The sequence below is a fragment of the Paraburkholderia sp. GAS206C genome (genome assembly GCF_050435645.1).
Taxonomy (GTDB): domain Bacteria; phylum Pseudomonadota; class Gammaproteobacteria; order Burkholderiales; family Burkholderiaceae; genus Paraburkholderia; species Paraburkholderia phenazinium_B.
Map to the genome: position 1 here is coordinate 15,205 of NZ_JBNDKR010000008.1, position 12,947 is coordinate 28,151.

8 protein-coding genes are annotated in these 12,947 nt (G+C 56.2%); 3 read left to right on the plus strand and 5 right to left on the minus strand.

Annotation, left to right across the window (positions count from 1 at the left end; all coding sequences use genetic code 11):
- The first annotated feature begins 34 nt into the window (after positions 1–34).
- On the plus strand, positions 35–862 hold the full coding sequence (locus P3T20_RS22295; protein ID WP_429287842.1) for an SDR family oxidoreductase: 828 nt from the start codon (positions 35–37) through the stop codon (positions 860–862).
- 228 nt (positions 863–1,090) lie between these two features.
- On the opposite strand, the gene P3T20_RS22300 is transcribed toward P3T20_RS22295, so the two are convergent.
- The 5 genes from P3T20_RS22300 to P3T20_RS22320 form a co-directional block, all read right to left on the minus strand.
- Positions 1,091–2,545 carry a hypothetical protein gene (locus P3T20_RS22300; protein WP_429287843.1) on the minus strand — a complete coding sequence of 485 codons (1,455 nt, stop codon included), beginning with the start codon at positions 2,543–2,545 and terminating at the stop codon, positions 1,091–1,093.
- 412 nt (positions 2,546–2,957) lie between these two features.
- Positions 2,958–5,681 carry an AAA domain-containing protein gene (locus tag P3T20_RS22305; RefSeq protein WP_429287844.1) on the minus strand — a complete coding sequence of 908 codons (2,724 nt, stop codon included), beginning with the start codon at positions 5,679–5,681 and terminating at the stop codon, positions 2,958–2,960.
- A 935-nt stretch (positions 5,682–6,616) separates the two neighbouring features.
- Entirely contained in the window at positions 6,617–7,051 is a 435-nt protein-coding gene (locus P3T20_RS22310) for a hypothetical protein (RefSeq protein ID WP_429287845.1), read from the minus strand.
- 280 nt (positions 7,052–7,331) lie between these two features.
- A complete protein-coding gene (locus tag P3T20_RS22315; protein WP_429287846.1) occupies positions 7,332–9,863 on the minus strand; it encodes an ATP-binding protein in 2,532 nt (843 codons plus the stop codon).
- A gap of 542 nt (positions 9,864–10,405) precedes the next feature.
- The gene (locus tag P3T20_RS22320) at positions 10,406–10,912 is read right to left on the minus strand and encodes a winged helix-turn-helix transcriptional regulator (RefSeq protein ID WP_429287847.1); all 507 of its coding nucleotides are present in this window, start codon (positions 10,910–10,912) and stop codon (positions 10,406–10,408) included.
- Between the two features lie 230 nt (positions 10,913–11,142).
- Here P3T20_RS22320 and P3T20_RS22325 point away from each other — a divergent pair, with 230 nt between their 5' ends.
- Positions 11,143–12,237, plus strand: a complete 1,095-nt coding sequence (locus P3T20_RS22325) for an NmrA family NAD(P)-binding protein (RefSeq protein ID WP_429287848.1) — start codon at positions 11,143–11,145, stop codon at positions 12,235–12,237.
- 70 nt (positions 12,238–12,307) lie between these two features.
- A complete protein-coding gene (locus P3T20_RS22330; RefSeq protein WP_429287849.1) occupies positions 12,308–12,916 on the plus strand; it encodes a hypothetical protein in 609 nt (202 codons plus the stop codon).
- Positions 12,917–12,947: the final 31 nt, after the last annotated feature.

The window sequence follows — 12,947 nt, forward strand, 5'->3', positions numbered from 1 at the left end:
CGATCGGCCAATCCAGAAACAAGGAAGAAGCATCATGCAAAAAGTCATCGTTGTAATCGGCCCGGGATCAATTGGGCAAGCCATTGCGCGGCGGGTGGGCGCAGGCAAACACCTTTTACTCGCCGACCTGCGTCAGGAGCAGGCCGACGCAGCGGCAAAGACGCTAAGCGAGGCGGGTTTCGAGGTGACGACAGCGGCCGTCGACATTTCATCGCGGGCGTCCGTTGAGGCCCTGGCCGCTAAGGCGACTTCATTGGGCGCCATCCATGGCCTTATTCATGCGGCCGGCGTTTCGCCCTCGCAGGCCTCACCGGAGACGATCCTGAAAGTCGATCTCTACGGCACCGCGTTGATCCTCGAAGTATTTGGCGAAGTGATGGCCGAGGGCGGAGCGGGAGTCGTAATCGCCTCTCAGTCCGGCCATCGTCTACCGCCGCTGACCACGGAACATAACCACGCGCTTGCGACGACGCCTGTCGAAGAATTGTTAAAGCTGCCAATGCTGCAGTCTGATCAGGTAAAGGATTCGTTGCATGCCTATCAGTTGTCGAAACGCGGCAACGCCCTGCGCGTGATGTTTGAGGCAGTCCGCTGGGGCAAGCGTGGCGCTCGTATCAATACAATCAGCCCGGGCATCATCATCACGCCGCTTGCGAAGGACGAGTTATCCGGCCCGCGTGGGGCAGGCTACCGGCGCATGATTGACGGGTGCCCGGCCAAGCGCGCCGGCACGCCGGACGAAGTTGGAAATGTTGCCGCGCTGCTCATGGGGCCTGACGGAGGATTTATCACCGGAAGCGATTTCCTGATGGATGGTGGCGTGACGTCGTCTTACTGGTTCGGAGAACTGGCACCGCAATAATGGTGTGACGTTACGCCAGATTCCTACGTGCAAGAACGTCGAGTGGATGGAGCCGGTAAACGATGAGCAGTATGAGGCTGGCGCGCGTTGAAACAATTGCAATGGCGCATCAATCTGGAATCATGAAATCGAAGCAACGCCGACGAAAGAACGCATCGTGCCCGCGACCACGACGATCGAACGGGCACTGATGCGATAAATGAAGCGGGCGGTCTGTCGGCCCTGCTGTCAAACCGTAATCACGCCAGGGAAGCCCGTCGCCAACAGGAAGTTGGGAGGCTCGTAAGAACCTATCATCTGGAGTTCCGCGACGGGGCCGCCTGGTCCCGTCGCGGTGAGCACGCCGTTAGCGAATGCGACGTTGGTCACGTCGGCTTCCAGCACAATTTTGTGGGTCTTCCCGAAGTTACTGATCGAGCCCGCGAACTCGCCGGGACTTCGCAGGACGAGGCGGGCGTGCGCGCCGTCGAACGAGACGGTCTGCCCGGACGCCACCGCTTCGAGCGACGCCACGCTGTCGGCATGAAGCGAGAGTGTGCCGTCATCGGTCAATGCGCCGAAAACCTGCAGTTCGCTGTCAGCGGCGACCGTCATTGAGCTGCCATGGGCGATGGAAGCATTGTCGACGTCGCCGACAAAGATAAGTTTGCCGACAGCCGTGATCACTCCGCCGTTGTTGTCAACGCCCTGCGCGGCGATCACAGTACCGTTGCCCGACAGCGTTGCGCCGGTGTTGACGCCCAACGCCAGCGTATCGATCACCCCATTCGCCAGCGATAGCGTGCCATTCACGATGATTCCGACGCCCGCCGACACGAAGCCGTGATCCGCGACCGTCAGTGAGCCGGTTCCCATGTGCTGGACTTCCAACTGGTTATCAACGATCAGTCGGGCGTCCCGCCCTTTGACCGTCACCGCGCCGATGCCCTCGGTCGGTGGGGAATTTTGCTGGTTCGTCGGTTCCCAGCCGATCGCAAGATCCTCCGCGACGACCAGACCACCTTCGTCCACGTTCAGCGTGCCCGTCGAATTGCGACCTACGATGATCTCGCCGTGCCCAAGCAGCGACGCGCGCTGAACCTGGACCGTGCCGCTAGACCCTGGGTGATTGCCGATCACCAGACACCACGGGTAGATGAGCGGATCCGCATTCCCGACACTCACGACGCCGCCGTTCCTGATCGTCAACAAACTGGGGCCGGCCTGTCCCACCGACATCGGCAGATCGCCGCCATTGACGACGGCGCCAGCGCCCTCGACCACGAGGCTCGAGTTCGACCCAGCGAGTTCGGACATCTCGATCGCGTAGTTATTTGGTGTGTGGCTTCCTGCGATCACGACAGCGCTGCCCTCACCCACCGTCATATTGCCGATCATTGGCGGGGGGGAATCAATGCCCACGACGAAGTGCACCATCGGCGTAGTCAACACGGCACCCGGCAGCAAGGTTAACTGCTGTGCGTTGACGGGGCTGCCATAGGTCTCCGTGAAGTGCCCCGCTAATTTGACTGTGCCTGATGTGTACAGGATTTCCGGGTTGCCCGTTCCTGTGATCGGCACGGCAGCGCCTTCGATCTTCGCCAGGTCGTTGGGTCCGGGCGGCGCACCCGCTACGGGCAGCCAGTTTCCGGCTGTCGAGAAATCGCCTGTACTCGCACTTCCTGTCCACTGAAAGACGGCCATGATGACCTCCATTGCGCGCGCAATGCGTCGACGTGCAACTGCGTTCTCCTACGGGCAAACAAAAGCGCCGGTGAAATCGTTTCTATCGATGGCAATAGCATCGAGGTGCCGGCGAAAGGAAGACGGTTGAAGGTTCTGTCTTTTTCACGCTTCGCGCGAAGCGGCATTGCAATGCGCGAGGAGCAACGCGGCAGACGACGCTCGGCTCGGGTCGACCCCGAGCGGTCCGTTGACTGCAGAAAATTGAGCGGCCGGTTTAGGACCGCAACCCGCCGCCGTATCAGATCAGCATCTGCACTACAGAAGGCGGGTCTCAAAGACTTGGTGACGATTCAGGAATCCAACATAACAAGCAAAACGCTAGCCAACAGTTGGCAAGCCACACTTATCGTATGGTTGCCCATGTAAAAACTTATGCGTTAGCCGCCTCACGTCCCTCGTTAGCGGCCGTACGTGCCCATGCGGCGAGAAACCTCGCGACTTTCTCCTCAATACCACTCTCGACAGTGCGCAGGCGCAGGATGGGAATACCGCTCTTCTCCAGAATGCTGTTCTTCAAGGCGTCCCGCGCCACTTGTTCCGGTCTGTCATGGGAGCCGCCATCGACTTCGATTACCCCCAACGGAGTTTTGCCTACCTTGAAATACAGCACGAAGTCACAACTGGCACGGTTGCGCATGAATGCCAGTTCCCGCGATGTCAAGGCCGGGTTAGTCGATGAGGCGACCTGGCCCAGTTCAATCTGGGCGTGGAAGGTCATTGCCTGACACGACGCGTCGGATAGCGCCTCGCGGAGCACCTGCGCCACAATCTGCTCGGATTTGTATCGTGAATCCTCGAGTCGTAGCTTGGCATTGAGTCGCGCCAAGGATTGATCGTATTCCTTGTATAGCAGGTCGAAGGCGGACACCACGGGTGCACGTACGATCTGATCGTCCTGCGCGTAATACTCGACATAGCGCATCAAGGCCGCGATGTGGCCGTTGTTCGCGGTGAAGACCTCGTCGCCCGTTACCAAAGTAAACCGACGCTTGGCCCGCGATACCGCCACATTGACCATACGGGGGTCATCGACGAAATCCAGCCGGCCCAGGTTGTATTGCTTCTTGTCCAATACGGTGGAGAAGACAATCTCGTCGCATTCTCTGCCCTGGAACTTGTGCACGGTGTCCTTAGCGAAATCCGCCGGCAAGTGCGTGCCGGAAAGGGTGATCTGCGCCCGGAAGGGAGCGATGAAGCCTCGGCCTTCGCCGTCCAGCTCGACAGCATCGCCCTCGTCTTCGAGCACCTTGAGCAAAGAGTCCAATTCCCTAAGATTGGTGTTCTTTCGGGCGTGGTTGCCCTTGGCGGTCACCAGCAACCGCAAGGGGGCTTCGCCGTTGTCCTGTGTCATCGGTACGAGCGCATTGTCGTAAAACTGCTGATTGCAGAACTGGATGATCCTGGGATGGCAGCGGTAATGCTCTTTCAGCAATGTCCTGGGCAACGCGCTTTTGAATACGTCGATGCACGAATCGAGCAGGCTGTGTCGCTCGCAATCGTACTCATCGGCTGGGGCTTGCAGGCCCAGCGCCACTGGAATATGCGCCAACTGCCGACTGTCACCGACAACAATCAGGTTCTTCGCGCATCCCAGCGCCAGGATGCCGGGCACGATGTCCTGCTGCGAGGCCTCATCGATGATGACATAATCGATGGCCGCCCCCTGCGCGATCGAGTTGATGATCGAGTGTGTGCTGCTGCCAACGATGGGGAAGCGCTGCATGAACGCATCGAAATCGTTGCGGTACTGCTTCGCATCGAAGCTCTGCGTTGTCGGGACCTGCGCATGCAGGTGGCGCTTCAGATAGCGCATCGACCCCGTCGTCAATGCCTCCAGCGAGGCCGTGAAATGACCGCGCGCCAGCGACTCGCGGCAAGTTCGCAAGGCCACTTTTTTCTTCTGCAGCGCCTTGTCATAGTAGTGCATCTGCAGAGCATGGAAAATTGACAGGCGCGCGTCCTTTGCAAAAGGCTTGGCGCGGAAAATTTTGAAGTTGAACAGCAGTTCGATCCGGTCCTTGAACCGGATGCGCTGTTCCCCAAGATGGGACAGGTAGGCCATCAGGTCCACCGTCTTGCTCGGGGACAGCCCGTACTTGTCGAGCGGCGCTAGAACCTGTACCCCGTTCTCGCTCTGCCACTGCTGCAGATAGAGACGCTCGATAGTTAGCTCATCAATCTCGGCCTGCAATTGCGCTGCAGTGTTGTGGTCGTGCAGATGCTGCTTCAACCGTGCAAGGATCGCCTGGATTTCGTCCATGGTCGGTGCGGGCTCGGGTTCGTCCAATGGACAGGAAGGCAAGTTGTTGAAGAAATCCTCACGATTCTCTCGGCTACCGAGCTTGGCGACCAGGTGGTCCAGGCCGAATTTCTTCAGCTTCTCGTATACGTTTTCCACCGCGGTATTGTTGTTGGACAATACCGCGACCGTTTTACCGCGTAGCAGGATATTGGCGAGGATGTTGAGGATAGTCTGCGTCTTGCCGGTTCCAGGCGGGCCTTCAATCACGCTGATCTGTGCGCTGAAAGCCCGTTCGACCGCCGCAAGCTGACTTTCATTTACTCCGAATGGATAGATCAGGTTGCCGCCCGGCGTCTGCGTTCCGTTCCGTCCCGTGCAATAAGCATTCAAGGCAGTGTCCGGACGGGGTGGCAGTTTCTCTAATTGGTTCACGACATTGGCAGCGATCTGCCGCTGATCCACCGAACCTGCGTGATCAACGCGGGCGTTCGCTACTGCAGCAAAATAGCGGAAGGCAGGTGCTTCCTTCATCGCAGTCGGCGTGATGAACTCGATAGTGTCCAGTTTGTGGACGTACGGGTTGGCCGCGCCCGGATAGTGCACGACCGCATACCGCTCGCCATAGATCGTCGCCTTTTCGATGGGCTGAGCGATCGTGCTACTCCGCTTCGTCATCAACGTCTCTCCCAGCTCACGAATGGGAGCGACTCGGCAATCACTTAGCGGGCGCGTGAATTTCTTTTGCGATGGGAAGCGGCATGTCAGTTGCAGGATTTTGTACTTGTCGCACCAAATCACCCAGTCGCTGATCTGGGTGGTTTTGTCCCGTCCATCCACATGAATAGAAACCATAAATCCTTTCTTCGTGCTTGAACGACATCTGAAACTGCCGCTTACGCTGGACATTGCTGCTCAGCGCCATTGCCAGCTGTCCACCGCGACTGAATTGTCACTGGCAGGCAATAACAATAAACTGAACTACCAGTTGACCGCCCCGTTCAACGTATTGAGTGCAGCCAGCAAACCCATGTCCCTCAATAGGGTACGCGCCGGAACGATCTCGTCGACCACTCGCGCACCGCGAACTGTCGCTTGTAATCCGGCAAAGCTGCCAACCGAGCCAAGGTGACCTTTTGCAAGCGCGCCTGTGCCAACTGGATTTCGCGGCGATACTTTACCCCTGCGATTACTGCCGTGAAAGCCGCACTGGCTACCGGGTTCTGCATCAGCAGCGCAACACAACTATTCAAATGGGATGTGCAGTTAGGCTTATGCGTATCAGATCGTTCCATCGGCGTTATATGGGATATCGATCTTCTCGCTTGTAACAACGGCAGTTGAGCGCGAAACTTAACGGATCGGCTGAACGGTCGCTTTCGGTAGTGTCAACGACATTCGAATGGCGGGAGTGCCAATCCGCTGACCGTCTCATGTTGGCCGGCTACTGTCTCATGCAAACGGCATGGACCGCCCGAATCGCCTTCGGTCCCGATCGACAGCACGCAACCCTAATCGGTCCATCAGGCTAGCCCGACCCTTCGGGCCGCTTTCCGAGGTACAACGGCCGTTCGTCCACTCTCGTGTTGAGACGAAACTAACTCTTGCCTGCAATGTAGTTGCAGGGCCGTGTCGTCTACGCAGTTTGTCGATTACCACGTTTGAACTGGATCGGCAAACGTTTCCAGCCGTGCGCCATTAATGTGCTAATTAGGGGCCTGGAGCCGTAACTTTCTCGCCGGCCGTAGCAAGTAAAAGCGCACCCTCTTGGTGCTGGGTTGGCGGCACAGTTAGACGTCTGGCCGAGTAGATATATAGCTTTTCAGGTAGTCCTCGTCACTGCGACGTATAGCAAGATAGCGGAGGACGTGCCCTAGGCCAATGAAGTAATAAAACAATCCAATCGCAGTGAGCCCTGCCAAAACAAAATAGATGCCACCTACATTGTATTGACTGATCGCCATAGCGCCAATGCTCGGAATGATGGTGAGGATGGAACCAAACAGAAACGCCTTTAGTACTTCAAAGAGGTAGTTATTTGTGATCTCCATGCGCACCTGGATCTTTCGTGTCTTCCACAGATCGATTTCTAACTTTCGCTTTTCCGCGGCTTCTCTGCGAGCTGATTTTCCGATACTCGCAGCAGATGACGCAAAGTACACGACGGCGGCACCTATCACCGATCCAGCCGCGCCGACTGTTAGTTCACGTACCAAGTCTCCCATCTAACTGCTCCTTATTAATTGATTGCGCAGAGCCACAGCGTGGCTGTTCCTCCAACAGTACGTGCGTATTGTAGCCGTTCGGGACGCGCACCTATTGTGACTCGGTGGCAACGGCGATGGTGTGGACACCTTTGGGTAAGCCGCTGAACACTAATGGGCCTGGTGGAATTGGAATTTGTCTTAAGAGGCCGCCGACAGTGACTGTTCCAGAGGTGGCCGACATTGAGTTCATCGGCCCGAGCGGCCTGCGCAACTGAATCTTAGGCGCGTGACTTTGTTCTCAGCGAGGGCGGTGGCTCCTAAGCATTTTCTTGCCGCCGCCAAATTGCTTTGAGCGACCCGAAGCGGTCCGATGGGGTTTTGTCTCTATGTGAGCACGGGCGGAGGGACGATCAAGTGTTCGAATATCCCGAACGAACGCTCGCGCCTCATTCAATTGCTTATACTGGCTGATCTGCGGAATAGTCATCCTCATCGAATCAACCTTGAGCAAATATGCTATAAAAACGTCCCGTATTTCGATGAAACTTTGTGGATTTGAATTGTGCGATTTTTGCTTCAACTCGTCGCGAATCATTCTAGTATTTATCCCGGTCGTCAATGCCATCTGTTCCATATAGACCGTCGAAGTTCCCATTAATTCGATGTGAGCGATTCCGCTTTCCTTTATCGCGATTCGGTCTGATATGGTAGGTATTTTCACGTTCGGGTCGAGGGTCTCGACAAGACGTCGCTCGAAGAGCCGGGTTATCACAGTCAACACGGACTCAATAGCGACCCCACACCCCTCGAAAAAATCACAAAGCTCTGAGACTAACCAATGCCTTGCTTCAACCTGATCTACGCGCACAGTCACAGAGCGTTGGCGCAAAACCCATAAAACGTAAAGTGCAAGCAGCGGAGATGCCGGTTTGCGTGGATCAGTGAAAAATAAATTACATACGTATTCGTTCTCCGCTTCAGAAAATCGATCATACTCCCCTTTGATTAAGGCACGATGAGTTCGATATTTATCGGACGATATCGATGGACCACCATAGTGAGATTTCACGATGTCATCGATTTTAATTTCAGGCGAGACGAAAATTCGTTCCGATAACCTTAGCATACGACGAATGTCAAAATTTCCAAGGCGACCAATTAGTCCAGAAATGTGGTCGTTTTCAACGAAAATTCGCTCGACAGCGTCTGCAAACATTGATAAATCATCAATACTTACTGAAAAACCCTTCTTCGAGAAATAAGACGAATTGCTTGCCTTTTCTATGCTTATTTTTTCCTTGACGAAGCGCACGCGTCTCGACAATATCTCTTTCGCCTCTGGAACTGGAAGATAGAAGCTCTTTGAAGTGTAACTTTGAAGGGCCCCAGCCTTACTTAATCGCCACACGGTTCGGTCCGTTATCGGCACTATAATAAACACCGCCGAGGCACTTTCTAGTGAATGGGCGAGCTGATAAATTGCATCCTGTATTTCAGAAGAAAACTGATCCGTATTGTCAAAAACTATGCAAGGTAAGCGCAACAATCCAGTCGCCGATCGGCGGAGCAGGAGCCGAAGATACTCTTCGGGTTGCTCCTCCCGACGGGTCTCCATGTGGTCGCCGAAGGCGATTTTGAACTGATCTTTATTAGTTTCGTATAGTGGTTTTTTCGGGCCATCTCTCCAGCGGACGTATTCGTTCCAAAACACGCCCTGCAAATCATCGTAACTCGGCGGGATGTTTGTGCAAACCTGTTGTTCCATTAACTCTCTTAGCCGACGAATCGCCCATTCCACGACGCCCGATGGATGACCGGAGTACTCAGCAAGGTCGACTCTTGCCGTGGAGCAGTGCTGCCTGATACTTAAAGGCAAAATTTCATCAAAAAACCGATCTATAAAAGTCGATTTTCCGGACCCCTTGTTTCCAACTAGCAACACTGTTTGAGATTGATGCGATGCCAACGTTCTTTCTATCTCTACTTGCAGGGCAGAACCCTCGGCAGTATCGATCGAAGAAATACCGTTCAAGACCTTCTGAACGATTTTCTGAAGCTCGAAGTCTGCATGCTTGCTTTCTGGTGTTTCGACAAAGCATGCTCTCATCATCTCCCTATCACCCGTATTCGACAGCCGCGAAAAAAACTGCGAGAACAATAGGGATGCGTCGTTGGCCAAGGCATCGCGAGGTCTCATATGGGCCTCTGAGGGATTCGAAACGAAATATTGCTCTTCAGCGTCGCCGATAGTCATTCCTTCCGCTGCATTGAGATGGGTCAAATGCCGTCGTTCAAGTACATACGGAAGCGCCAAAAGTTCCGCAAATCGAGGGAAGTCATCGGTGATTGCGTCGAGAGAGGGGAAAAAGATTCCCTTCCCCTGCAGCGGTGGAAGGCCATCGGTCCTCGACGCCTTAAAAAATAACCAGCATCGGCCGTCGGTCAAAACTGCGATTGGGGCCCCCTGCTCAGTTGCGTACGATAAGGCTTGCCTGATGCCATCCTTCAGTGGCTGAAGTACGGGGCCTGAAAGGGAAAGTACGGCAGATTGGTTGGAGACGCTATTTGCCGATAGAAAACCTGATCGCTTGGCTTCGATCACAATAGCACCACGCCGTTCCCCTATAGTGAGGAGATAGTCGATATAGCCCGAAGGACTGGGTGGTTCTGTAAAAACAGACTCGTATCGCCAACCCAAGACTTCGAACAAGACCCTGTCCAAGACTTTTAAGCGCGTGTCGCTCTCATTCGGGGACCCGGCTAGCGCATTAACTATCTGCGGCTTCAGCGCAATAAAAAGGCTGACCATCTCGTCAATGCCGGTCGACATAGGTCCCCTCGATTGCGTAAGTAGTTATTCCGGAACGTCCTCGCTCGCCGCTTAGTATAGGGGGAAATGCGTGCGCTCTTGTTTTTTGACCAGCGAGCGGGACAGAAAGGTTTGGAGCTGAGTTTTCGGTAAATGCCTGTGCATAGGTGGAGCCGGTGCCGGGATCGACCCGGCCCTCAGCTTCGCGCGTAAGCAGCCATGAACTAGGCGCAGCGCGCGATGAGTCGCCAACGTTCATTTCCGCTGACATCCGTGCGTTGCAGATCAGGCAGATTTCGGAATGGAGCAGCCGTTTGAGTGACCGCTGCGCGAGTCAGATCAACGGCAGAAAGTGGCCGAACCCGGTCCATCGACGCTCGGCTCAGATCGCCCCCGAGCCACCGTTCGGACCTCATTTGCGCAACGCGCAGTCGTAAAGGCCGGTCCCCCCGGTGTAACTGCCGTTGAGCCACCTAGTCTCTGACTGGCGCGGACCTGGCTGCACTCATGTGAAGATCAGTCGACAAAGGCTCTACGTATCGCGAGAGATCTCGTTGTCCTCATCATTCTTTCTGATGGCGGCGCTCACCTTGCGACAAACGCCAGCGGAGCAGATCGTCTGCCCCGGGGCCTTCCTTGATAGCCACGTCTGCGGCGCTGAGCTGCTCACCTGTCTTTTGATCGATAAAGCTCCACCGCACCTCAGCCCCGGTATTCCGATTCACAAACTTCATCGGCGGCGCCGACGCCCCGGAGACCCCCAAGCGATCCCCTATCTCGGCGAGTACCGGCATCACTGGGGCGACCTGCCAACCCTTGCGGGTCAACAGATATTCAAATCGATCCGGATTGACCTGATAGCGTCTGCGCTCGACGAGACCGTTGGCCTCCAGGTGCTTGAGTCGATCGCTGAGCGTCGCATTGGTTATGCCCGACGACTGGCGAAACTCGTCATATCGGCTGAGGCCAAAGACGAGATCGCGCAGGATCAATAAACCCCATCGGTCGCCGATCACCGCCATCACGCCAGCGATCGAGCACACCATTCCGTCGAAACCTTTCGAGCGCATGCACTGTGTCCCTAGTAGCCCGACGATCGTCGCCGGGTAAGTCTCATTATAAGAGTGGCCGTAATCAGGCAGAACGATTCCACGAGGCACCGCGGCCTCGTCATGGACCCGAGAACTGGAAAAGTACTTGCCGGGCAGACCACTAACTCTTATTATAAGAGTTAGTGGTCTGCCCGGTGATGAGTGTTGCCGGTTCCGATGCCCGTCCAATCAAACTTGAGGAATCGATCATGACCTCCCACGCCACTTCCAGGATTTTCGTCGTTGGCGGCACTGGCGCGCAGGGCCTGCCCGTCATCAGCGCGCTCGTCGCCGATGGCAAATATTCTGTCCGGGCTTTGAGCCGGGACCCAGATTCCCGGCGGGCCAAGGCGTTGCTCGCACTCGGCAACGTATCAATCCTGAAAGGCACATTCGCCGACGAAGCCGTCCTTCGGGAAGGCTTCCGTGGTTGCGACGGGGCATACATCAATCTCGACGGATTCAACACCGGCGAGAAAACGGAGATCTATTGGGCGATCCGTTGCTACGAAATCGCGCTGGAAGAAGGCATCAAGTTCTTCGTGTACGGCAACCTCGACTACGCACTCAAGAAAGCCGGCTACGACTCCCGCTTCCGCGCCGGCCACTATGATGGCAAAGGCCGCGTAGGCGAATGGATCCTGTTCCAGAACCAGACGAACCGGGACCGCATGGGCGCGGCCGTTTTCACCACAGGGCCGTACATGGAGATGGCGATTTCGGCCATGACGCCAATGATGCCGATCGTGGAGAACGGCGTGCTGACCTGGCGCGTGCCACTCGGCAACGGCTCGGTGCCCCACGTCGCATTGGACGATTGCGGCTATTACGCACGCTGGCTGTTCGACCATCCCGAGCGCTCGAACGGCATGGATCTCGAAGTCGCGATCGAACAGGTCGAGTACCACAAACTAGCCGAAGCGTTCCAGCAGGTGACCGGGCATCCGGCGCGCTATATCGACACGGATCTGGACACGTACTGGAACGGCCCGCTCAAGATGGCCGCGAGCCTGCCTGCCGGATACAACGCGGATCCGAACGACAAGAGCACGATGAGCTTCCGCGACAATTTCACCGGGTTCTGGAACATCTGGAAGCACGGCGTGATCCAGCGTGACTACGCGCTGCTCGATGAAATCCATCCGAACCGCATCCGGACCGTCGAACAGTGGCTCCGTCGTGAAGACGAACGCGGCCGGCAGCAAGGTAAGGGAAGCCTCTGGGAGCGTGTGCAACCGGAAAACCTGTTCAAGTCGATGCCGCTTCTGAAGCTATCCGAAGACGGTAGAAAGGGCGAACTGTAACACTCCGGCATCGCCTCCAGAAGGTGCTGGAAGCGGATCCACAATTTAGTTTAACTAATGGATATTTACAATGAATCAGATAGTTGAAATCGGAAAGAGCAGCGGGCCGCGCGTTTTTCTGGGAGTACTGATCGTCTGGGGACTGGCTGTTGCCGCCGCCGCCGAAGCGGGCGTCTATCGTGCCGTCTACCCGCTGTCGCTCGCGGGCCTCATCGCCTTGGGAATCGTGGCGCCGGTCGTTGTATACGCACTGTCCAGAAGGTTTCGCGCATACATCGAGACCATCGGGTTGCGGACGCTGACAGCATTCCACATCTGGCGCATCGCGGCCGCGCTGGTCTTCTTCTGGTACGGGGCGCATGACCTCCTGCCGGAGGCCTTCGTGCGGAACGCGGGATGGGGCGACCTCATCGCAGGATTGCTGGCCCTCGGCGTCACGCTGCTGCCGAAGAAGACGCGCAACCGGTATCTGGTCTTCCACCTGTTCGGATTTGCCGATTTTGTCGTGGCAGTTGGTACCGGGTTGACCTACTTCCTGCTCAACGATCCTCGCATGTCCGGCATCCAAACGCTGCCGATGGCCTTGATCCCGTTCTATGGCGTCGGAATTTCGGGGGCGAGCCACATCATGGCGTTCGACCTGCTGCGTCGCCGCCCAGGTCTGTCTAACGCCAGGTAAGCATGCCGCTGTAACGGCATGAGCCGAATCG

Coding starts and splice junctions, on each gene's coding strand:
- P3T20_RS22330 (WP_429287849.1), top strand. CDS start 12,308: ATGAATCAGATAGTTGAAATCGGAAAGAGCAGCGGGCCGCGCGTTTTT.
- P3T20_RS22320 (WP_429287847.1), bottom strand. CDS start 10,912: ATGCGCTCGAAAGGTTTCGACGGAATGGTGTGCTCGATCGCTGGCGTG.
- P3T20_RS22295 (WP_429287842.1), top strand. CDS start 35: ATGCAAAAAGTCATCGTTGTAATCGGCCCGGGATCAATTGGGCAAGCC.
- P3T20_RS22315 (WP_429287846.1), bottom strand. CDS start 9,863: ATGTCGACCGGCATTGACGAGATGGTCAGCCTTTTTATTGCGCTGAAG.
- P3T20_RS22305 (WP_429287844.1), bottom strand. CDS start 5,681: ATGGTTTCTATTCATGTGGATGGACGGGACAAAACCACCCAGATCAGC.
- P3T20_RS22300 (WP_429287843.1), bottom strand. CDS start 2,545: ATGGCCGTCTTTCAGTGGACAGGAAGTGCGAGTACAGGCGATTTCTCG.
- P3T20_RS22325 (WP_429287848.1), top strand. CDS start 11,143: ATGACCTCCCACGCCACTTCCAGGATTTTCGTCGTTGGCGGCACTGGC.
- P3T20_RS22310 (WP_429287845.1), bottom strand. CDS start 7,051: ATGGGAGACTTGGTACGTGAACTAACAGTCGGCGCGGCTGGATCGGTG.